Raw genomic sequence first — 21,496 nt, 5'->3', positions numbered from 1 at the left:
GCGGCTTGCGGCTCGCGGCTCAGGACGGCCGCGACTCGACCGCCGGGAGCATGGCCAGCAGGTGCCGGCCGTCGGTGTCCTCGTGGTGCAGGAACACCACCTCGCACGTGCCGAACACCCGCAGCCGTACATGGTGGCGCGGTCGCGGGCTGCACGGCAGTACACACCGGTGCCAGCGGGTCGCGGCGGCCGGATGGGCCAGCAGGGTCCGTACCAGTGCGGCGACCGTCGGGTCGTCGCCGTAGCGCACGTAGGTGAGTTGCGCGGTGGTGACCGCGTCGCGGCGGACCGCGTCGATGTCGGCGAAGGTCGCCGCCGCCTCGTCGCCGAAGATCCAGTCCAGCACGTTCGGCGGGCCCGCCGGTGCCCGGCGGTGGTGCAGCGCGGGGAAGCAGGCGAACACCATGTCGTTGGCGGCGAGCACGTTCCAGGCGTGGTCGGTGAGGATCGCCGGATTGGGGGACAACCGGCACAGGGTCTCCCGGTCGTCGTGCGACACGTCCGTAGCCGGCCTGGGGACGGGCCGGGGGAACACCGTCGAGTCCGGCCCCGTGGCCAGTAGGTGCAGCAGTCCGCGCTCGCGGTGCGGGACGCGCAACGTGTCCGCGACCCGGGCGAGCCGATACGGGTCGAAGGCGACCCGGTCGCCCCGTTCGAGGTGCCCGTACCAGCGCAGACTCACCCGGGCCTGGCCGGCGACGTCCTCCTGGCGCGGGACCCGGTTCGCCGCGCCGGCCAAGCCGCGCCCGGGTACGGCCGGGACCAGCCGGGTCCGGTATCCGATCAGCATGCGGTGCAGGAGGGCGCGCCGAAGTCCCTCGTGATCCACGATCGACCTCCCGAGCCGGGGCACGGCGACAAGACGGCAGCGGCGGAGCCGGCATCACGGGTCGGCGCGGGAGGCACCGAACGCCTCCCCCTCGCGATGAGTGCGACCATCAGACACGCACACGCCCCAAGGTCACAACCCCCCGACCACCCCCGGCTCCGCCCGCCGGTGGGGCGAGGAAGGCTCGTGTCGGTCAGGCGGGGCTGCGGGTCGTGGTGAGGGTCAGCGTGCCGTAGTCGACGGGGACGTTGCCGCCCGCCGCGTCGATCGCGGCGCCGAAGGCGGCCAGGAGTTCGGTGGAGACGTCGGGGGCCAGGCGGGTGTAGACGCCGATGGTGGGGACCTGGTCCAGCCACTCGTCCCGGGTGTAGGTGTGCCGCCAGTCGAGCCGCCACTGTTCCGGTTCGGCGAACACGCCCGCCGCCCGGAGGCCGTCGGCCGCGTGGGCGCACATGGTCGCGTACGCCCGGTCGATGGCCGCCGGGGTCGGCAGCGCGGCGGGCGCGTCGGGCAGCAGTCGGCGGTGGATCCCGGCGAAGGAGGCGGCGAGTTCGGGCTCGGGGGAGGCGGCGTTCCAGAACAGGGCGAGCCGGCCGCCCGGACGCAGCACCCGCGCCGCCTTGGCCGCGCCCGCGACCGGGTCCACCCAGTGCCAGGCCTGGCCGCAGACGAGCGCGTCGAACGTGCGTCCCGCCGGGTCCCAGTCCTCGAACGTGGCGACCTCGACGTCGAGTCCGCGTCCGCGCGCCCAGTCGGCCATGCGCGGGTCCGGGTCGACGCCGAGCACCGTACATCCGGCCGCTCGGAAGCGGCGGCCGACGATGCCGGTGCCGCAGCCGACGTCCAGAACGTCCGGGCCCGGGGCGGCGGCGACGATGCGGTCCACCAGGGCCTGCGGGTAGCGGGGGCGGGTCCGGTCGTAGCGCTCGGCGTCCACGCCGAACGACTCCGCCGTCTCGCGGTGCCGGTGGGGTGGGATCGGGGGTTCGGGGCGGGGGGTGTGCTCGTGCTCCGACGGTATAGTGGGCATGTGCCCACTATGAATGGGCGCCTGCCCACTCGTCAATCGCCTCCCGGTCGAGCGTCGGGTGCGGGCGTGGGGCGATCGAGCCGGAAGGGGCGAGTGACGATGCCGACGGGAGTGGCTTTGCGCGACGTGCGGAAGCAACTGTTCGACGCGGGCGAGCGGGTCCTGCTCCGGGACGGGCCGAGCGCGCTGACCAGCCGGGCGGTGACCACGGAGGCGGGCTGCGCCAAGGGCGTCCTGCATCGGCACTTCGCCGACTTCGACGACTTCCTCGCCGAACTCGTCCGCGACCGGGTGGCCCGGATCGACGGCCGCGCGGCCGAGCTGCGCGGCCTGGCCGGGTCGGGCGACGTCGCCGACCACCTCGCCGAGGCGCTGATCGACCTGTTCGGATCGGTCGCCGTGGCCATCGTCGGCCTGGTTGTCTCCCGCGACGAACTGCGCGCCCGGCTGCGCCGCACCACGCCCACCGGCGTGCCGATCCTGACCGAGGCCACGGCGATGATCGCCGGCTATCTCGCCGCCGAGCGCGCCCTGGGCCGGCTCGTCCCGGACGCCGATCCCGACACGCTCGCGCCCATGCTGGTCGGCACCGGGCACCTGCTCTTCGCCGACCGCAAGGGCACACCGCCCACCCGCGAGACGGTGCATCGGGCGGTGCGCACCTTCCTGGCGGGTGTGGTGTCGGAGGTCCCGCGCTGATCATCGGTGCGCACCTCCGGAATAAGGTTCCGGAATTCATTGACGCGGGTTTCGGGGCGTCCGATGCTGGGAGCAGACCAACCCGACAGATGTCGACGAAACACACATACGGTACGCAAGGGAGTCGACCATGTCTCGACGACCGCGTCGCCCCGAGCCCCGCGGCGGGTGTGGATCCTCCGCGCCACCGCCGCGGCCGAGCCGACCCGAGCGGTACCAACAACCCGTGCCCGCCTCGGAACTGCTGCGTCTGCACGTCACCGCCGACGGGGAACCGGTCCTGCTCCGGGTCGCCGGCGAGATCGACGTGGCCACCGGTCCGCGACTGTGCCGGGCGCTCGGCCGGGTGCTCGACAGCGGCGCGGAGCACGTGCACGTCGACCTGGCGGACGTGACCTTCTGCGACAGCACGATCGTGCACGCGCTGTTGCACGCGCGTACCCGGGCCGGCATGCGGGGCACCACGCTGACCCTGGATTTGGGCGAATGGGCCCGCCGCCTGCTCGACATCACCGGAACGACGCATCTGTTCACGCTGCGCCGACACCCCGAAGCGCCGCGCTCCGCCGATCCCTGACCGACTCGCGTCCTCGCCCGCCCGCGGTTCGGTGGTCTCAGCCGCAACAGCCGTCCCGCTGCAACTCCAGGGCGATGGCCAACCAGTCGTCGGCGGGCTCGGGTTCGGGTCGGGCGTGGTGGCCTGCTCCGGGCGGCGTGACCCGGGCCCGGCCGGCGGCGGGGGCGGGCGCCGGGAAGGAACGGACCAGGTCGTCCCGGTGGAAGGGGGTGCCGCCGCGTACCGCCGAGACGGTGCGGACCAGGGTGTCGAAGTCGGTGAACGGATCGCCGTCCACGATGGTCAGGTCGGCCAGTCTGCCCGTCTCCAGCGTGCCCAGGTCGCGGTCCACGGCGAAGAGGCGGGCCGGCAGCACGGTGGCGGTGCGCAGTGCCCGGGCGGGGGACAGGCCGTGCGCATGCAGCGCGCGCAGTCCCAGGTGCAGGTGCAGACCCACCGGGACCAGGGGCGCGTCGGTGCCCAGGGCGACCCGGCCGCCGGCGTTCAGGATGCGGCGGTAGGTGTCCATCTCGGTGCCCAGCGCGGCCAGTTGGGCGGGTGTGGGTGGGCGGCCGGCGAGTTGGCGGACGAGCGCGGTGTGCCAGGGCGGCATCAGCACGGTGACCCGGTCGTCCGCGGCCAGGGCCGGGTCGGCGCCGATCAGGGGCAGTGCGGTGAACGGCGTGGCGATCATGGCGAAGTCGCCGGTGGTGTAGATCTCGTGCACGTCCTGGTACGAGTGGCCCGTCGCGGAGACGGCGCGGCCGAACTCGATGCGCTGGGTCGCGTTCAGATGGGTCGTCAGGTCCTGGCCCACCTCGATTCCGGGCGAACACAGGTGACTTCCGGCGGGTACGCCCAGCTCGTCGTGGGCGTACCGTGCCGCCTCGGCCATCAGCCACGTGGGAGCCCGTACGTACGTCTTCACGAAGTCCCAGTCGAGCGCGGCGGCGCGGGCCAGCGACCGGGTGAGCCCGGCCGGCGTGCGATGGCTGCGGCCCATGCTGTACGCCACCCGTGCCCCGTCGAGGAGTTCGCCGGTGCTCAGCAGGCGGGGGCCGGCGAACGGGTCGTGGGCAGGGCGGGCGCCGGGCCGGATCGCGTCGCCGATCAACGCGCCGCCCACCGCGACACCGCCGGCGGCGATCACGAACCGGCGCCGGGTGAGTCCCCAGCGGGCCGAACGGCCCTCGTCGGCCGGGTCGATGGTGTGCACGGAGCCTCCTGGTATACGACGCGCGGAGTCGGGAGGGCGGACTTCGGCAACGTATCGGTTTGTTCGGTATGGCGATCGTCGATGCGGCGCGGGAGGCCGAAGAACCCATCCCAACGGGTGAGTTCGCGGTGTGGACTTGTGGGCCGATCGGTGTGCGCGGGCGAGCGGATGCCGCATGGGCGGGTTACCCAACTCGTGCGGTGTGCAGCCAAGTTGGTTTGCGGCGAGGAGCGTCGAGCGCCGGCGGGGGCGCCGCGATATGGCATTGGCGTCTCTTGTTAGGTAAGGCTAACCTAAGTGAAAATCGCTCAATCCGTGCGGTCGGGTGGGCGCCGCGTGCGACGCGTCGAGGCTCGGGCCGGCCGCAGTATCCGAGGACGGTGCATCCCATGACCATCGACTCCGCCGCCGCCATCATCGCCGCCGCGCCCGCCGATGCCCCCGCGACCGACTCACGCCGACTGTGGGTGCGCCACGAGGGGGAGTTCGATCCGCTCGACGTCGTGGTGCGGTTGGCCGAGAGCGGGGGGTTCGACGAGTCGGTCGTATACGAGGGGGAGGGGCAGTGGTGGTTCGCCGGCGGCGCCGTCGCGGAGGTGGCCGTGCATGCCGGCGCCGTGGTCGGGACGAGTGAGGGGCGATGTACTCGTGTGCCGTGGGTGGGGTCGCCGGCGAGGGCGATCGAGGCGGTCCTGGCCGGGCTGCCGATCGAGGACTGGCGGCTCTACGGGTGGGTGGGCTTCGAACTCGGGCGGGCCGTGGCCGCGTTGCCGGTGGGCGCGGATCTGCTCGGGCGGCTGACGGTGCCCCGGGTCGAGGTCGGGGTGGACGAGACGGCGCTGACCGTGTGGGCGTGCGACATCCAGGAGTTGCGGCGGGTGACGCGGATCGTGCTCGACGGCGATCGGGCGACGGCCGCGCCGAGTTGGCCGGTCGACGTCGAGGACGACGATCCCGCGCCGTTCACGGCGGCGGTGGCGGCCACGGTGGGGCGGATCCGGGCGGGCGAGGCGGACAAGGTGGTGTTGTCCCGGCGGGTGGCCGTGCCCTATGCGGTCGATTTCCCGGCCACCTACCTGCGGGGGCGCCGGGCGAACACGCCGGCCCGGTCGTTCCTGCTGGATCTGCCGGGACTTCGGGCCGTCGGGTTCAGCCCGGAGACCGTGGTGGAGGTCGCCGGCGATCGGACCGTCACCGTGCGACCGCTCGCGGGCACGTGTCCGCGCGACGGCGACCCCGCCTTCGACGCCCGACGGCGCGGCGCGCTGATGCGGGACGCCAAGGAGGTGCACGAGCACGAACTGTCGGTCCGCGCCGCCGAGGTGGAACTGCGCGCCCTGTGCGAGCCGGACAGCGTCGGCGTGGACGAGTTCATGGCGGTCCGGGAGCGGGGCAACGTGCACCACATCGGCTCGCGCCTGTCGGGCCGACTGGCACAGCCGTACAGCGCCTGGGACGCCCTCGTCGCGACGACCCCCGGCCTCGCCGCGACCGGTGTCCCCAGGGCGGCGGCCTACGCGGTGATCGACGCCCACGAGCCGGGACCGCGCGGCCTCTACGGTGGCGCCGTGATCCGGGTCGGTCGGGCCGGGGAGTTGGACGCGACCCTGGCCCTGCGGATGATCCACACCCGGGACGACACCACGTGGCTACAGGCCGGCGCCGGCATCGTCCGCGATTCCCGCCCGCCCCGCGAATACCGCGAGACCTGCCACCAACTGGCCACGACGGCGCCCCACATCGTCCCCCTCCCGAACGGCTCCCCGAAGCTCCGCTGACCCTTCGGGTCCGCGCCCGCCGGTTCGTGGCGGATCGTGGTCCTCGTCACCCGGGAGGGATGCCGACCCGTTTTCGGGGCCGGTCGGGCCTGCGGCACCGGGGCCTTGTGCGGATCGCCGAAGTCTCGGTTGCAGCATGTTCGGCTCGACCACTGTCCGTCGCGTGGGGACATGCCGGAGAATGTCCCGCAGCACTGGTTCGCGAGTCGGCGGGAGAGGAGCAGGTCGTTGATCGGTTTCGCGCACCGCGCCAAGGGCGGGGCCGTCCTGGGGGCCGCTCCGGGCCACCACGGGCCGTTCGGCGCCGACGCCCCGAGCGGTCCGGGCGACATACGCCTCGTGCCGCGTCCCTACACGCATCCCGACACCCAGCGCCTGCTGCACGCGCTCTATGCCCAGCAGGTCGCGCTCTACGGCTTTGCCGACCACCCCGACACCACCGAACCGCGCGATCTGGAGCCGCCCGAAGGCCTGTTGGTGGTGGCCTACGCCGGCACCGAGCCGATCGGCTGCGGCGGCTGGCGCACCCTGCCCAGTCGCACAGCGGAGATCAAGCGGCTGTATGTGGTGCCCGAACATCGGGGCCGGGGTTGTGGTCGCCGCCTGCTGGCCACCCTGGAGCACACCGCCGCCGAGGCGGGGGCGCGGCGCCTGGTGGTGGAGACCGGCGCGCGCAACATCCGTGCGCTCGCGCTGTTCGCGGCGACCGGGTACACACCCCGCATCCCCTATGTCGAGGGCCGTGACCCGGCGATCAACCGGGCCATGACGAAGGAGTTGTTCCGCACCCTGGGCACCCGCCCCCTGTCGGCGCCACCGCGCTGAGCGGCGCCACGGCGCCGAGCGCCACCGGGCCGAGCGGCGGCGCTCCCCGGGCCGGGGTCAGCGTCGGGGGGCTCCCCGGGCGGTGGCGACGGCGAGTTCGCGCGGGAGGGTGGGGTCGGGCACGGGTACCTCGCCGAAGTCGGGCGCGGCCGCGTCCACCGGAAGGCCGTGGATGACCCGCTCGACGGCCGGCGGCAGCCGAGGATCGGCGCCGCGATGACTCGCGGCGATCAGCGCGTGCCGTACGGGATCGGTGAGCAGCGGGCGGGCGGCGCACGGCACTTCGCACGGCGCGTCGGGGGCGGTCATGCGCTCGGCCCGGCGGCGCCAGTGCACGGCGTCGCGGGTCTGGCCGTGGCTGCGGTGCAGGAGGTACAGGCAGTGGGCGGCGGTGCGGTTGCCGCAGCCGGCCGCGACCTGCCACCAGAAGCGGGCGCCGTCCGCGTGGTGGGCCAGATACAGCAGCGAGGCGAACACCAGCGCGCCGTCCGGCCCGCCCTCGTGCAGCGTGGACAACCGCTGGAGCGCGTCGGTGGCCTGGTCGGCGTTGAGCACGACGGCCGCGGCCAGGGCGAGTTCATGGGCGGCGCGCTCGCGGACGGCCCGGGGGCCGGACTCGGCGTCGGCGTCCGTACCGGCCTCGGCCGGGGCCGACGCACCGAACAGGGCGGCGGCGATGGACCGTTCCGCCTCGGCATGGTCGTAGTCGTCGTATTCGTGCGCGAGGACGCCTTCCGCGCCCAGCATCTCGTCGATGGTCGGCCGGTGTTCGCGACGGTCGGGGTGAGTGGTCACGGGATGTCCTCGCTGGGGTCGGTCGTGCCCGGATGGGTGGCTGATCGGCGCAGCGACCAGCGCAGATCGCAGCGCACGCCGTCGCCGGTCGTACCGAGCAGGTCCGCGACCTGCTCTGCGGAGCAGCGCAGTCGGGTGCGCAGGATCAGTACGTCGTAGTGCCGCCCCGGGAGCGACGGGATGTGCGGCGAGGCCGCGACGGCGATCCGCGCCGGATGCGGGCCGTACTGGTCCAGATGTCGCCGGAACAGGGCCCAGGCGTACACATGCACGTTGGGGCGGCGCAGCGCGTGCGCCCACGTGCGGGCGAGGTCGAGGAGCGCTCGGGTGACGAGGGTTCGGGCCCGCTCCGGGTCGTCGAGGTGCACGCGCGCGTAGGCGAGCCAGGTCCCCGCGTGTGCCACACGGTAGGCGTGGAACGATACGGGCAGCGTGCGGGGTTCGCCGCCGATCGCGGCGTCGGTGGGGCTCATGGGCGGGTCGGAGGGGGACGGTCCGGGCGCCGATGGTCGCTCATGGGTGTCCTTGCCTGTTCGGAGCGCGTGTCGAGACCGGATCCGCAAGGCCGTCGATGCGGACATCGACAGGACTTCGGGATGCTCTCGAGGGGGCTTGACACACAGCCAAGCGGACGCGGATGCCGTCTGTGCAAGTGCACGGGAAGTATTTTGTCCCATCCGGGGGGTTCGCCGCGCCGAACGGCGGACCGCGACCCCCGGATGCGGCACACTCGGTACCCGCCCGGCGGAACCGTGTTCGCCGGGTCACCCGACGCCGGGTGGTGGTCACCCGCTCGGTGTGCGATCGACTCGCGACCGTGGTGCGGGCACCGTGTGACGGGGCTCGTCGATCCCGGATAAATGATCATAAACATGACAAAACCTGGCCTGTTCGATCAACGGACAGCGAATACGTACTTACGCGCAGTTAGCCTTCATCTTGCACACCCGGGCTCTCCACAGGGTTTGCTGTGCCTGGGAGCGCGCCGCGCCCCGCATCGACGCCCCGGCCCACACGGGCCGGGGAGCCAACAGAGAGGTCTCCGCGTGGAGACGCAGGACCACCCTCCTCTGCGGGTCCTCGAACCCGGCTCGCGGATGCCCCTCCCCGGGCCGGGGACGCGAGGTCCCCACCGGACCCCACCGCGCAACAGGAAGGACGGGTCGTGACGAACCCGGGGGAACGATCCGCCGAAGGCCAACTGCCGCCCGATTTCGTCCGGTTCCACCGTAGGCACGCCACCCTGTGGTTACGGGTCGCACATCTGGAACTGGGCGCGCGCGAGCCGGCCGCGGAAGTCGTCGAACAAAGCCTGATCGAACTGGCCACGGTATGGGAGCGCGCGTCGGGACCCGTCGAACCGCTCGCCTGGCGCATGTTGCGCCGGCACATTGTGCGCCACATGCAACGCAGCGGCCGAACCTCGGCGTTCGTGTCCACCGCCGCATTCGATCCGGCCGCCTTCGAGGCGCTGCGCCTGCCGCCGAAGGTATTCGACACCCTCGAACACCGCATCGCGCTGTTCACCGCCGTGCACGAACTGCCCCGGGACCACCACGAGGTCTTCCTGCTCACCCGGGTCCTCGGGCAGAGCAACCAGGACGCCGCCCGGCTGCTCGGCATCCGGGAGAAGACCGTGCGCGAACTCCGGCGCGACGCGATCGCGCTGCTGATGCAGGGGTTGAGCGAGGACGACCCGGACACCGCGACAGCCGCCCGCCGCGTCCTGCACCTGTCCCGCGACCAGCTCGCCGAACTGGATGGGCCCATCGGCCTGTTCCGGGCCATCGCCCGACTGCCGGACCGGCAGTTCGAGGCGATGACGCTGCGCTACGTCCTGGAGTACTCCGACGAGACGGCGGGTCGCCTCCTGGGCATGACCGCCGCCACCGTGCGCTCGAACGTGCGCCACGCGAAGGAGACGATCGCCCGCACCCTGGGCCTGCCGGAGATCCCGGATCCGGACTGACGCGCGGTGACGTCCCCTCGATTTCGGGTAGTTCCCGGATGTGCCCCGCGGGCGGGGCCGGTTCGCGATGATCGGGCGGACGACGACCGGTACCGCGCGGAGGATCCGGTCGGCAACCAGGGGGAGACGACGGTGGCGGACGAGCCCGGACGCGGCACGGACAGGTCCTTGGAGATCGGCATCGAACGAGCCCACCCGGCCCGGATGTACGACTACTACCTGGGCGGCAGGACCAACTTCGACCCCGACCGCGAGGCGGCCGAGGCGGCGCTCGCGGCCTTTCCCACCCTGCGGATCACGGCCGAGGAGAACCGGGGGTTCCTGCTGCGCGCGGTCGAGCACCTGGCCCGGTCCGGCATCCGGCAGTTCGTCGACGTGGGCAGCGGCATCCCGGTCGCCGGCCGCAACACGCACGATGCGGCCCAGGCCGTGCGGGCCCAGACCCGGGTGCTCTACGTGGACAACGATCCCATCGTGCTCGCGCACGCCCAGGCCCTGCTCACCAGCGGCCCCCGAGGACGCACCGCCTACCTCAACGCCGACCCGCGCCGGCCCGAAACAATCGTCGAGCACCCGGAGTTCGCGCGCTCGGTGGCCTCCGACGAGCCGGTCGCGATGCTGCTCGTGTCGAGCCTGCACTTCGTCGCCGACCATCAGGACCCGCTCGACCTGCTGCGCCGGCTGACCCGGCGGCTGCCCTCGGGCAGTCGGCTGGTGATCGCGCACGTGACCGGCGACTACGACCCGAAGGGCTGGGCCGGCCTGGTCCGCGCCTACGCCGACGCGGGCATCACCGTACGCCCGCGCAGCCGCGCCGAGGTGGCCGAACTCCTCGACGGCTGGGACGTGGAGGCGCCCGGCGTGGTCCCGGTGTCCCGGTGGCACCCCACCGCCGAGCCGTCCGCCGAACCCGCCCTCGTCTCCTGCTACGGGGCGGTGGCCCGCAAGCCGTGAACGCGCACTCGACGCGGGCCGTCCGCATTCCGGTACTCCCGGGCGCGCCCGGCCCGGTCGAACTCAACGAAGGTTCGGCACGGTGCCGCTGCCCGTGGCCAAGGTGCGCATCCCGTGGGCGAGTTGGGTCACGATCGACCCAGGGCGGATCGACAGGGCCTGCGCCGGAAGGTTTTGGAGCCACACGCGGGCCCGTGCCGGGGCGTGGCGGGGGACGGCCAGAACGACGCGTTGCGCGCCCGAGTGCCACGGGCCCTGGTTGCCCGGGTTGCCGGGAAAGGTGAGCAGGTCGATCCCCGGCGGCGGAGCGGGCAGCAACACCCCGTTGGGTACCGGGAATTCGAGGGCGGCCCGGCGCGGGTGCGGCGCCGGCGGCATGCGGCCGAGCACCGCGGCGACATGGGCGGCGTGCGGATCCAGGCCGGTGCACGCCCAGCTCATGTTGGATACGCCCCCGCATCGGCCGTTGAGCTCGATCAGGTGCAGGCGGCCGTCGTCGGACACGGCGAAATCGATCTGCCAGGGCCCGAACGGGCGCGCCGTGCGCACGATATCGGCGATCACGCGGGCGAGTTCGCGTCGGGCCCGCTCGGGCACGGTCGCCGGTTGCACCCGGGCCCGCCGGCCCGGCGCGCACTCGGCGTCCAACGGGCCGAGGGAGGCGATCGGCCAGGCGATGGTACGGGCCGGGCCGCTCAACAGCTCGACGGCGAACTCCTCCCCCCGGACCGCCTCCTGCAGCAGCAGCGGATAACGCAGCTCGGTCCGGATCCGGTGCAGCACCCGGCGGTCGGGCACGTGGCGGCGCCCCGCGAGCGACTCGCTGCGGGCCTCCTTGACCACCGCGGGTAGCCCGATCCGGTCGGCCGCGGTGATCAGCTCGCGGGGACCGGCACAGACCGCGCCGCGCGGAGCCGGCCAGCCGCGCCGCTCGGCGACCCGGTGAAACGCCACCTTGTCGGTGGCCAATACGGCGAACTCGCGGGAATGTACCGGCATTTCGTGCCCGCTTGCGCGCCGGCGCGGGCCGATCCGGGCGTAGCCGCGCAGCGCCTGCTCCTGACCGGGCGAGCACATGTTCGGGATCGTGATGTCGGCCCGCCAGTCGTCGAGCAGCGCCAGGATCGTGTCGTCGCTCGCGTCGGCCGGCAACCGCCCGCACAACACGTCGGGGCCCAGGTACGCCGCCAGGTCGAGGAAGCCCAGGACCACCACCTCCGCACCGGCCCGGCGCAGCGGCCCGACGAGGCGATCCGCCCGATACTCGCCCAACACCACGACGCGGATCACGCGACCGTGTCCGGGGCGTGCACCGATGTGGATCACGGCTCCCCCCCTGCCGGTCGTCCGGATGGCCCTTCCAGGATGTGCGCCGCCGACGGCCGGTTCCAGTGCCGGCCACCGGCGCATCGGAGCATCCCGGTGCGCGGGGAACTCCCCTGCGCGCCGCGGGAGCCGGCGGCCGGAGGGCAGAATCCGGGCGAACGGGCGAGGGCCGGCCGGCTGGTACGAAAACGCGCGAATCCGCCCGCGGGGTGCGGCGGAACGCCCCGCGAGGCGCCCCCGTCCGTACCGGTCGGGGGCGGGGTACGGCAGGCCGATTCCGTCCGGCGCGCAGGATGGGCCGCCGTGCTTCGGGACGCGGGCACACCACCCCCGCGCGCCCTGTCGCCGACCCGTGGCGGGATGTTGCACTGGCGGGACGGCGGTGAGCCGCGCGGCTCGTTCCCGTGGTCGATCCTGCCCGCCGCGACATCCCGTACAGCTGCCACGTCGGCGGCGGCGCCGCCCGTACACGGCCGGTCGGCGTCGCGCGGAACAGGAGTCGACGATGCCCCTCGGCCCGGCCCGCTTCCTGCTCGCCACCTCCCGACACCTGCTGCGCGCCCACCCCGGGCCGCCGCTGCGGGTCCGGCCCGGTCCGGGCCAGTTCGCCCGTGTCGCGCAGAGCGCCGAGCGGGCGCTGCGGCACGCCGGGCCCGGCCGGTGTGTGGTCGGTGCGCTCCCCTTCGACGAGAACACCCCCGCCGTGCTGGCCGTCGGCCGCATGTACAGCACGGCCCGCACCACCGTCGCGACCTGCGGAGCGGCCCCGCCCCGGCCGGCCGGACCGTCGGCCGCCGACCCCGCCTACCTGGCCGCGGTCACCGAGGTGGTGCGGCGGCTGCGCGCCGGCGACGCGCGCAAGGTGGTGCTGGCCCGCAGCCTCACCCTGGCGGGCCGATTCGACCCCACGGTGACGCTGGATCGGCTGTACCGCAACAACCCCGGCGGACACGTCTTCCGGCTCGACCTCGACCCCTGCGCGCCCGGACCCGACGCCCACCGCCCCGGCGTGCGCGGGCCCCGGCGCACCCTGGTGGGGGCCTCGCCGGAACTGCTCCTGTCCCGACACGGCGACCGACTCCTGCTCAACCCGATGGGCGGCAGCGCCCCGCGACACCCCGATCCCGCACTGGACCGGGCCCGGGCGGCCGAGTTGCTCGGCTCGGCCAGGGAGCGGCGCGAACACGCCCTGCTGGTGGACGAGTTGCGCCGGGTGCTGACCCCGCTGTGCACGAGGCTGGACATCCCCGACCGGCCGGACGTGGTGGCCACCGCGCGGGTGTGGCACCTGTCCACCCGGATCCAGGCCAGACTGCGCCCCCCGGTGCCCAGCGCACTGGCGCTCGCGGCGCTGCTGCATCCGACCCCGGCGGTGTGCGGACTGCCGCGCGCGGCGGCCCGGACCCTGATCGACCACCTGGAGACCCACCCGCGCGGCTACTACAGCGGCCTCGTCGGCTGGATGGACCGGCACGGCGACGGCCGCTGGATCATCGCGCTGCGCTGCGCGGTGGTCGGCCGCTACGGCATCCGGCTGTGGGCGGGCGCGGGCATCCTGCCCGAATCCGACCCGGAGGCCGAACTCGCGGAGACCAGCGCCAAGTTCGCCACCATGCTCGACGCCCTCGGCCCACTCCCGGTGGAGCACCGCCTGGTCCCGGTGCCACCGCGCCACGCGTGAGGACACGCCGGCGTGCGAGACACACCCTCGCCCAGACAAACCGATCGGTTGAGACGTGGGAGGGCGGTGGACCAGTCCACGACCCGGCCCTGCCGGGTCCCGTGGCGACCACCCCGATTCGGAGATCCGTATGTACTCGCCGAAGCGGTTGGGCCGGTCTCGCCGGACTTGGGCGTGCGCTCCGTCTCGGCGGCATCCTCCGGGTGGTGTTCGCGGTCCCGCTCACGGTCCCGTTCGCGCAGGTCGTCGGGTATGTCGGCAACCGGCGGTAGCGTGGGCGTCATGACTCCGGAAGAGCTGGCCGATCTGGCCCACCTGCGGCGTGCGCGGGACCTGATCGACCGGGAGTACGCGCGACCGCTCGACGTGCCGACGATGGCCCGCCGGGCGCTCATGTCGCCGGCGCACTTCTCCCGGCGCTTCCGGGCCGCCTACGGCGAGACCCCGTACAGCTACCTCATGACCCGTCGCATAGAGCGGGCGATGGCGCTGCTGCGCGGCGGGATGACGGTGACCGAGGCGTGCATGGCCGTCGGCTGTACCTCGCTCGGCTCCTTCAGCTCACGGTTCACCGAGATCGTCGGCGAGACTCCGAGCGCCTACCGCGGCCGGGAACACCCTGCGGTGGTGGCCATGCCCGCGTGCGTGGCCAAGATGCGGACCCGGCCGGCCCGGGGCGGACCGAGCAGGATTCGAGAAGCGGGTCCCGACGACGCCGGCTAGCGTGGGGCGCATGAAGATCGCACTCCAGTACTGCCACATCACCGTGAACGACGTCGACGAGTCGCTCGGCTTCTACCGCGACGCGCTCGGCCTCGAACTGCGCAACGACGTCGCCTCCGGCGACTTTCGCTGGGTCACCCTCGGCAGCGCCACGCAGCCCGACCTCGAGATCGTGCTTTCCGAACCGCACGCCGGCCGCTCCCAGGCCGACGGCGACGCCCTTCAGGAGCTGCTCGTCAAGGGCATGCTGCCGATGACCGTCTTCAGCACCGACGACCTCGACGCGACCTTCGAGCGGGTCCGGGCGTCCGGCGCCGAGGTCCTGCAAGAGCCGATCGATCAGCCGTGGGGACCGCGCGACTCCGCGTTCCGCGACCCCTCGGGCAACATGGTCCGGATCCAGCAGGCCAAGGAGTAGCACCGCTCGCCTTCCCGGTCGTCTCAGCGCAGCCGGCCCACACCCGCGAACATGTTGGTGTCCTCGACGCCGACCGGCTCCTCCCCCTCGACGGGGTGCCAGTGCTGCATCGGCACGACACCCGGCTCGACGAGGTCGCACCGGTCGGCGAACAGGGCGGTCAACTCCTCCCGGGAGCGCAGATACATCGGCACGCCCCGGCGGTTGTACACCTCGGCCAGCGCGGTCGAGCCCTTGGCCAGGTCGGCCGTCGCGGCGGTGATGGCCAGGTAGCTGCCGGGGGCCAGCGGCGCGGTCAGCTTCTCGATCAGCCCGGCGGCGTCCTCGACGAACTGCAACATCGCGATGACCGTCACCGCGACCGGTTGGCTCAGGTCGAGGGTGTCGCACAACTCGGGGGTCGAGAACAGCGCGTCGGGCTTGCGCATGTCGGCCTCGACGTAGGAGGTGCGGCCCTCCGGGGCGCTGCTCAGCAGCGCGCGGGCGTGCACGAGCACGATGGGGTCGTTGTCGACGTACACCACCCGGGACTCCGGGGCGGTCTCCTGCACCACCTCGTGCAGGTTCGGCGAGGTGGGGATGCCGGTGCCGATGTCGAGGAACTGGCGGATGCCGGCCTCGGCGGCCAGCCAGTGCGCCATGCGGCGCATCACCGCCCGGTTGACCCGCATGCTCGTCCACAGCCCCGGCCACACCTTGAGGGCTTCCTCGGCGGCCTCCCGGTCGGCGAGATAGTTGTCCTTGCCGCCGAGCACGTAGTCGTACATCCGTGCCGAATGCGGCACCGTCGTATCCACCTGAACCATCCTCGGCCACTCCTGACTTCGACTGGTAACGCGCTGGGGCCGGCAGGCACACGGTCCTGCATCTCAGGAACGTATAAGCGAGTTTCGAATCCGACAACCGCGCCGGGCCGTTCGTCCGCTTTGCCGACCGCGTTGCGTTGTTCGGGCCCGTCCGGCGCTGCCCGGCGTCGTCCCGCCCGCCCCGGCGCCGGTCAGCGGTGGTGCGCCGACGGGTGCGGGTCGAGGGCTTCGCGCCAGTAGCCGACCATGGCCGCGCAGGGGTCCGCCAGGCCGTCCGCCGCCACCCGGTCCTGGACGCCGGACAGATACACGGGGCGGCCGTGCCGGCGGCGGACCCGGATGCGGCGGGTGAGGTAATTCGGGGCAATCACCCGGATCGAGAGGTCGGTGACCTCGGCCCAGGGAACGAACCGGGTACGGAAGAGCCCGCGGTCGGTGATGCCCTCGGGAGTGAGCCGGGTACGCGCCACCGCGCTGCGCACCATGAGGGGCGGGACGAGCGCGAGGACCACCAGGCCCATCCAGATCGGGATGTACCAGCGGCTGACGTCACCGGCGACCGAGCGGCGCAGGAAGTGCGCCCACCCCGGATCCACGGTCACCCACAGCGCCGCGGCGAGCCCGACGCCGGCCGCGGCGGCAGCGGCGATCCACTCCCGTCGCCGAGGGGTGATCCGGTATTCGAGCGTGTCCATTCGCCCAGGCTAGAGGCCCGAAAGGGCCCCGTCGGCGCGCCTTGACGGGTGCCTGAGAAGTCTTCCCGCCTTCGGCAACGACGGGGTATGCGACGTTGCCGGGATCTCAGGCGGCACGGCGGCAGTGGAAGATGCCCCAGGTCATCCGGCCGCTGCGGCAGGCGTCGACCCACAGCGGCAGGTTCTCCTGGAGAGTGGCCAGGTAGGTCGGGTCGATCACGTCGCGGAGTTCGTCGGCGCGCCGGCGGGTCTCCTCGGTCAGGCGCAGGTAGTGGGTGAGTGCCTGCTCGCTGCGGTCGTCGAAGTCGATGTGGGTCAGGCCCAGCGCGGCGATCTCGCGCAGGTAGAACGACGGCGTGGCGAACTCGGCCACCTCGAGCCGGGCCAGCACGGAGCGCAGCGCCTCGGGCGGGGTGCCGTCGGCGGCCATCAGGTCGGTGAAGACCAGGTCTCCCTCCGGGGCCAGCACACGCGCGGCCTCGGCCAGGAGTTGCCGCCGATCGCCGGAATGGCAGAACGCCTCCTGCGACCACACCACGTCGAATTGCCCCGCCGGATACGGGATGTCCTGGAACGACCCGGTGACGACCTCGATCAGCCCGTCGAGGCCGGCCTCGACGTTGGTGTCACGATGCCGGGCGTTCTGCGTCGGGCTGATGTTGAGCGCAACGACCCGACACCCGAACCGCCCGGCCAGGTAGCGAGCCGGCCCGCCGTACCCCGAGCCCAGGTCCAACACCGTATGCTCCGGCCCGAGCCGCCCGGCGACCCGATCCGCCGCCAGCTCGACGGCGCGGCGTGACGCGACCGCCACGGATTCGTCGGCGCGGGCGTACACGCCGGTATGGATGTCCTCGCCGCCCCACACCGCCCGATAGAACCCGTCGACGTCACCAGTGCCGTAGTAACGCCGCGCCGCCTCGGCAGCCGCGACCGCGCTCTCGTGACTCATCACCGCCACCTTCGCCCTTCACTCATGCGCCGCCGCCGGGGTTCGCCCGACGGCAGGTTCGCTCGGATGTACCGAATTCGACGTTAGTCGGCTTCGTCACCGGTGACCGAGATTCGGCAATCATCAGCTTTTTGGGGGTGGGCGGGTCGCCCCAACGCACCTGTCCGAAATGCGAATCGGAGAGCGGAAAGACCACGTGCCGCCGCGTCAATCAAAGCCCCTGCGATTGCCGACACGAAGCCCGGTTGTTCTCACGGGAGTTCGCGCTACCATCCAGCGATCGTGGCGATGAGCGGGGGAAACGTGGGGCGTTGCGCCTGGTGGCGAACGGTGGTGTCGCGGGCCGTGCGCGGCGCCACACCGGCTTTGGCAGCCGTCGTGATGATCTCCTGCTCGGCGTCGGGGGCCGACTTCGACCGCCCGTGGCACGACACCACGCGCGACTACCTGCACGCGGTCGCCGCCGGCCGACCGGCGACCGCGTTCCACGGCGCCTGCGACGGCGCGCGCGAGGAGGACACCCGCCGCGTGGTGGCGGGCGAGGGCGCCGACTTCACGTTCTCGTTCGTCAACTCCACGAGGGAGGACGACCTGGCCACGGTGAACGTCTCGATCACCGGCGCCGACCATTCGCCGTCGCCCTACTGGGTCGACCTGCGCCGAGAACACGGCAAGTGGATGGTCTGCCGCCTGGCCCCGGGCAACGTCGCCATCGACGCCGGCCTCCCAGGAGACGCCCCAATCGGCTGACGGGACCGAGGCCGGCGCGCGGCGCGGCGCGGCGCGGTGGGCTGCGGGTGGCAGTGCGGGGCGGGTCCGGGTCGGTGGTGGGCCACCTCCGGCTTGGAGCCGCGCCGCACTGGCCATCCGTGTCCCGAGGCGCGCCGCCCGCCGGGTACGTCCCACTCCCTCGGCCGGCCCCCGGTGGGCTCTCGCCCCGATCGCCCCCGGCGCCCCCGTCCCCGGAGGTGCGTGGGCGGGGGATACTCCCGGCGTAGGGTCCGACCACCTTGGGCGGGCCGGTGAGTTTGGGGTGATGGTGGGTGGTTGAGGGGGAGGGGGCTGTGGGGGCGGCTCGGGTGTTGGTCGTGGATGATGATCCCGCCATTCGGCGTGCCCTTGAGCGGGGGCTGCGGTTGGCCGGCTATCGGGTGCAGTTGGCCTCGGACGGGGCGGCGGCCCTGGCTGCGGTCGGGACCGGGGAGGGGCTCGGGGGGCAGGCGGCGCCGCAGGCGATCGTGTTGGACGTGGCCATGCCGGGGCTTACCGGGATCGAGGTGTGTGCCGCGTTGCGTGAGCGCGGGGTGGATACCCCGGTGCTGATGTTGTCCGCTCGGGACGAGACCGTCGATCGGATCACCGGGCTGGAATCGGGTGCGGACGACTATCTGGTCAAGCCCTTCGACCTGCGTGAACTCGAACTCAGGCTGCGTGCGCTGCTGCGTCGTCGACCGCCCGCCCCGGCCGGGGATCGGGTGTTGCGGGCGGGGCCGCTGACCCTGGACGGTGCCGCGTATCTGGCCACCTACGACGGTGAGCCGGTGAACCTGACCGCTCGCGAGTTCGCGGTGCTCGACGTGTTCGTGCGTAATGCCGGGCTGGTTCTGACTCGGGACCAGCTGCTGGCCCGGGTGTGGGGCTACGACTTCGAGGTGCGGACCGATGTGGTCGACACCTTCGTGAGCTACCTGCGTCGCAAGCTGGAGGCCGGTGGCAGGCCGCGCCTGTTGCACACCGTGCGCGGGGTGGGCTTCGTGCTCCGGGTGTCGGACGGCCGGCGGTGAAGGCGGCAGAGGCGGTGAATATGGCGGGCGGGGTCACCCCGACCACCGAGACCGACCGTCGTCCCCCGGGCGTGCCCTCCCCGCCCCGGCGCCGGCAACTGTCGATGCGGTTGTCCTCCCGGATCGCGCTTGCCGTCGGCGTCCTGGTGCCCCTCCTCGTGATCGCGGCCGGGAGTCTGGTTGTGCGGTGGGTCACCGCTGATGTGACTCACCGTCAGGACGTCACGTTGCGGCAGCGCGCCGATCGGCTTGCTCCGGATGCGCGGGCGTTGCTGCGGGCCGTCGAGAACGACCGGGAAAACGCCGTGCGGGCCCGGGAGACCAGGCTGTTCGACGGGGCGCTCGACGTCGGGGTGCGCGTCGAGTTGCCCGGTGGGCCGGTCGCCGCCGGGCCGCAACCGCCGCCCGAGGTGGCGCTGCCGGAGAATCGGCGGTCCGGGCGGCCGGTCACCGTGCGCTCCGGCGGCAAGGCCTGGCGCGTGATCACCCGACCGTTGGGCGCCACCCGCGCCGGGGCGCCCGCGACGCTGCGGGTGTTCCAGCCGACGGCGGAGACCGAGGCCCGTACCGCGCTGCTGCGTCGCCGGGTGTTCGTGGTCGCGCTGTTCGCCGTACCGATCTCCGCCCTCGCCGGCCTGGTCGTCGCCGGCACGACCACCCGCTCGTTGCGGGCGCTGCGTCGACGGGCGGCGGCGATCGAACCGGACGACCGGGCGCGGCCCGACGTACACGTCCCGTCGGGGGTGGCCGAGGTGGACGAACTCGGTCGCACCCTCGCCGACGTGCTCGGGCGCTACGACGTACAGACCGCGCGGACCCGGGACGCCCTGGACACGGCGCGCGCGTTCGCCGCGACCGTCGATCACGAACTGCGCGGGCCGCTCACCGGGATGCGTACCGACCTCGACGTGCTCGCGGCCTACCCCGACCTGGCGCCGCACGAGCGCGTCGAGGTACTGGCCGACCTGACCGCCGGCCACGAGCGGATCCTGTCCCTGCTCGCCTCGCTGCGCGCACTCGCCCAGGGCGACCTGGCCGACGCGCAACCCTTCGAACAGGTGGACCTGGTCGAACTCGCCCACGAGGCGGCCCACGACGCGCGGATCCGCCGGCCCGGCGCGGAGGTCGAGGTGGTCGGCTCCGGCGAGGTCCGGGTCGACGGCCTGCGTCCGGGACTGCGCCTGGTCGTGGACAACCTGATCGGCAACGCACTCGTGCACGGGCGCGGCCCGCACGGGCCGACCCCGATCCGGGTCGCCGTCGAGGCGGTACCCGACGGCGCCCGGATCAGGGTGGACGACGCCGGCCCGGGGATTCCGGTCGACCGCCGCGCGGAGGTCTTCGAGCGGTTCCGGCGCGGACCGGACAGTCCGGGAGCAGGTCTGGGACTGACCCTGGTCGCCCAGCAGGTCGAGCTGCACCGGGGCCGGGTCACGGTCACCGACCCGCCCGAGGGCGTCGGTACGCGCGTCGAGGTCGTACTCCCACTGCGGCACCCGGCGGCGGAAGCGGCTGGCGACGACGGGATCCGGCACGACTGGCTGACCCGCGAACCGGGGGCGGTCCCAAGCGTGAAGTGAGCCTCGAAACGGCCTGGGGGAAGAGCCGCGAAACGGCCGGGAGACCGACGGGATCCGGCGACTCCCCGGCCGAGTCCGGCTTCACAAGAACCGCACAGACCGCTCACAAGAACCCCACAGATCGGCGACCTACTCTCGCGGCACGCCACCCCGCAGCGGGGCGGTGAACCGTGAACTCGGGAGATCCACCATGTCTCGCCGTACCACCACTTCGCGCGCCCGCGCGCCCCGGCGCCTCGCCACTCTGGGCGCGCTCGCCGCCCTGACCACCGTCGGCGCCCTGGTCTGGGCACCGGCCGCCCAGGCGGGCCCGACGCCCGCCGGCGACAAGCACAAGCCGGGCATCTGCAAGCGGGTGCCGACCATCGACACGCGCCTGACCAAGTCGATCGAGCGGCTGGGCGGCGACGCGACCGTCAAGGGGTCCATCGCACACCTGCAGGCGCGCATCGCCGAGGCGGACAAGCTCAACCGCCCGGCCGTGAAGACCTACCTGAACGACAAGTTGACGACGCGTCAGCGTCTGTTGCCGGAACTCAAGCAGCGCAAGGCCGACCTGGCGAACGTCAAGACGTGGTGTGACACGCAGCCGTCCGCCGCGGGCAAGTGACCGGCGTGCGCCGCCGGATCGGCGCACTCGTCGTGGCGGCGCTCGCCCTCGGTGTCACCCTGACCGGGTGCGGCGGCTCCGACGGCGGCGACAACGGGTCGAAACCGGCCGGCAGCCAGGTCACGCCCGCCGACGCGCCCTCGGACATGTCCTCGATGGTGGCCGAGGCGGAAAAGGCCGCCGACCGCGCCGACCAGGACGCCACGGCGGCAGAGGACCCGCCGGGCTGACGGCCCCGCAGGACCTCGCGGTGCCCGGACCATACGGCCG

At 73.1% G+C, this 21,496-nt stretch carries 22 protein-coding genes and 1 pseudogene; 14 read left to right on the top strand and 9 right to left on the bottom strand.

From position 1 onward, the window contains the following. Positions 1-19 precede the first annotated feature (19 nt). Complete coding sequence (locus tag ACH4XV_RS33390) at positions 20-829, bottom strand: hypothetical protein (protein ID WP_395796062.1); 810 nt, start codon at positions 827-829, stop codon at positions 20-22. Between the two features lie 193 nt (positions 830-1,022). Next, complete coding sequence (locus ACH4XV_RS33385; RefSeq protein WP_395796061.1) at positions 1,023-1,859, bottom strand: class I SAM-dependent methyltransferase; 837 nt, start codon at positions 1,857-1,859, stop codon at positions 1,023-1,025. A 99-nt stretch (positions 1,860-1,958) separates the two neighbouring features. On the opposite strand from ACH4XV_RS33385, the gene ACH4XV_RS33380 reads away from it, so the two are divergent. After that, positions 1,959-2,558: a TetR/AcrR family transcriptional regulator gene (locus ACH4XV_RS33380; protein WP_395796060.1), complete on the top strand. Its 600-nt coding sequence runs from the start codon at positions 1,959-1,961 to the stop codon at positions 2,556-2,558. 226 nt (positions 2,559-2,784) lie between these two features. Then, a complete protein-coding gene (locus tag ACH4XV_RS33375) occupies positions 2,785-3,135 on the top strand; it encodes an STAS domain-containing protein (RefSeq protein ID WP_395796059.1) in 351 nt (116 codons plus the stop codon). 37 nt (positions 3,136-3,172) lie between these two features. Here the strand turns inward: ACH4XV_RS33375 and ACH4XV_RS33370 are convergent. Then, positions 3,173-4,402, bottom strand: a pseudogene (locus ACH4XV_RS33370) (amidohydrolase family protein); the annotation flags it as partial. Between the two features lie 317 nt (positions 4,403-4,719). Here ACH4XV_RS33370 and ACH4XV_RS33365 point away from each other — a divergent pair. Beyond that, complete coding sequence (locus ACH4XV_RS33365) at positions 4,720-6,108, top strand: salicylate synthase (RefSeq protein ID WP_395796058.1); 1,389 nt, start codon at positions 4,720-4,722, stop codon at positions 6,106-6,108. 171 nt (positions 6,109-6,279) lie between these two features. Then, positions 6,280-6,933, top strand: coding sequence for a GNAT family N-acetyltransferase (locus ACH4XV_RS33360; protein WP_380009354.1), 654 nt, complete (start codon positions 6,280-6,282; stop codon positions 6,931-6,933). Positions 6,934-6,990: 57 nt separating this feature from the next. Here the strand turns inward: ACH4XV_RS33360 and ACH4XV_RS33355 are convergent, their stop codons facing one another. Then, complete coding sequence (locus tag ACH4XV_RS33355) at positions 6,991-7,728, bottom strand: hypothetical protein (RefSeq protein ID WP_395796057.1); 738 nt, start codon at positions 7,726-7,728, stop codon at positions 6,991-6,993. Next, positions 7,725-8,201 carry a hypothetical protein gene (locus tag ACH4XV_RS33350; protein ID WP_395796056.1) on the bottom strand — a complete coding sequence of 159 codons (477 nt, stop codon included), beginning with the start codon at positions 8,199-8,201 and terminating at the stop codon, positions 7,725-7,727. The genes ACH4XV_RS33355 and ACH4XV_RS33350 overlap by 4 nt, the downstream gene beginning before the upstream one ends. A 692-nt stretch (positions 8,202-8,893) precedes the next feature. On the opposite strand from ACH4XV_RS33350, the gene ACH4XV_RS33345 reads away from it, so the two are divergent. Continuing rightward, the gene (locus tag ACH4XV_RS33345; RefSeq protein ID WP_395796055.1) at positions 8,894-9,697 is read left to right on the top strand and encodes an RNA polymerase sigma factor; all 804 of its coding nucleotides are present in this window, start codon (positions 8,894-8,896) and stop codon (positions 9,695-9,697) included. A 132-nt stretch (positions 9,698-9,829) separates the two neighbouring features. Beyond that, on the top strand, positions 9,830-10,651 hold the full coding sequence (locus tag ACH4XV_RS33340) for an SAM-dependent methyltransferase (RefSeq protein ID WP_395796054.1): 822 nt from the start codon (positions 9,830-9,832) through the stop codon (positions 10,649-10,651). Between the two features lie 63 nt (positions 10,652-10,714). Here the strand turns inward: ACH4XV_RS33340 and ACH4XV_RS33335 are convergent, their stop codons facing one another. Continuing rightward, positions 10,715-11,977, bottom strand: a complete 1,263-nt coding sequence (locus tag ACH4XV_RS33335; protein WP_395796053.1) for a hypothetical protein — start codon at positions 11,975-11,977, stop codon at positions 10,715-10,717. Positions 11,978-12,482: 505 nt separating this feature from the next. Here ACH4XV_RS33335 and ACH4XV_RS33330 point away from each other — a divergent pair. The 3 genes from ACH4XV_RS33330 to ACH4XV_RS33320 all read left to right on the top strand — a co-directional run bounded on the left by ACH4XV_RS33330 (position 12,483) and on the right by ACH4XV_RS33320 (position 14,799). Further along, a complete protein-coding gene (locus tag ACH4XV_RS33330) occupies positions 12,483-13,658 on the top strand; it encodes an isochorismate synthase MenF (RefSeq protein ID WP_395796052.1) in 1,176 nt (391 codons plus the stop codon). 282 nt (positions 13,659-13,940) lie between these two features. Next, the gene (locus tag ACH4XV_RS33325; RefSeq protein ID WP_395796051.1) at positions 13,941-14,381 is read left to right on the top strand and encodes a helix-turn-helix transcriptional regulator; all 441 of its coding nucleotides are present in this window, start codon (positions 13,941-13,943) and stop codon (positions 14,379-14,381) included. A gap of 10 nt (positions 14,382-14,391) precedes the next feature. Continuing rightward, a complete protein-coding gene (locus ACH4XV_RS33320) occupies positions 14,392-14,799 on the top strand; it encodes a VOC family protein (protein ID WP_395796050.1) in 408 nt (135 codons plus the stop codon). Positions 14,800-14,822: 23 nt separating this feature from the next. Here ACH4XV_RS33320 and ACH4XV_RS33315 read toward each other — a convergent pair whose 3' ends face one another. From ACH4XV_RS33315 to ACH4XV_RS33305, 3 genes are all read right to left on the bottom strand, one after another. Further along, a complete protein-coding gene (locus tag ACH4XV_RS33315) occupies positions 14,823-15,605 on the bottom strand; it encodes an SAM-dependent methyltransferase (RefSeq protein ID WP_395796049.1) in 783 nt (260 codons plus the stop codon). A gap of 191 nt (positions 15,606-15,796) precedes the next feature. Then, positions 15,797-16,300 carry a PH domain-containing protein gene (locus ACH4XV_RS33310; protein ID WP_395796048.1) on the bottom strand — a complete coding sequence of 168 codons (504 nt, stop codon included), beginning with the start codon at positions 16,298-16,300 and terminating at the stop codon, positions 15,797-15,799. A 106-nt stretch (positions 16,301-16,406) separates the two neighbouring features. Next, positions 16,407-17,252: an SAM-dependent methyltransferase gene (locus ACH4XV_RS33305; RefSeq protein WP_395796047.1), complete on the bottom strand. Its 846-nt coding sequence runs from the start codon at positions 17,250-17,252 to the stop codon at positions 16,407-16,409. 288 nt (positions 17,253-17,540) lie between these two features. On the opposite strand from ACH4XV_RS33305, the gene ACH4XV_RS33300 reads away from it, so the two are divergent. The 5 genes from ACH4XV_RS33300 (at position 17,541) to ACH4XV_RS33280 (ending at position 21,456) form a co-directional block, all read left to right on the top strand. After that, positions 17,541-18,002: a hypothetical protein gene (locus tag ACH4XV_RS33300; protein ID WP_395796046.1), complete on the top strand. Its 462-nt coding sequence runs from the start codon at positions 17,541-17,543 to the stop codon at positions 18,000-18,002. Between the two features lie 338 nt (positions 18,003-18,340). Further along, positions 18,341-19,036, top strand: coding sequence for a response regulator transcription factor (locus ACH4XV_RS33295; protein WP_395796045.1), 696 nt, complete (start codon positions 18,341-18,343; stop codon positions 19,034-19,036). A 20-nt stretch (positions 19,037-19,056) separates the two neighbouring features. Then, complete coding sequence (locus ACH4XV_RS33290) at positions 19,057-20,616, top strand: sensor histidine kinase (protein WP_395796044.1); 1,560 nt, start codon at positions 19,057-19,059, stop codon at positions 20,614-20,616. Between the two features lie 190 nt (positions 20,617-20,806). Next, the gene (locus ACH4XV_RS33285; protein WP_395796043.1) at positions 20,807-21,226 is read left to right on the top strand and encodes a hypothetical protein; all 420 of its coding nucleotides are present in this window, start codon (positions 20,807-20,809) and stop codon (positions 21,224-21,226) included. Between the two features lie 5 nt (positions 21,227-21,231). Beyond that, positions 21,232-21,456: a hypothetical protein gene (locus tag ACH4XV_RS33280; RefSeq protein WP_395796042.1), complete on the top strand. Its 225-nt coding sequence runs from the start codon at positions 21,232-21,234 to the stop codon at positions 21,454-21,456. Positions 21,457-21,496: the final 40 nt, after the last annotated feature.

This window comes from Embleya sp. NPDC020630 (assembly GCF_044334985.1).
GTDB lineage: Bacteria > Actinomycetota > Actinomycetes > Streptomycetales > Streptomycetaceae > Embleya.
This window is presented reverse-complemented; position numbering and strand designations above follow the sequence as displayed.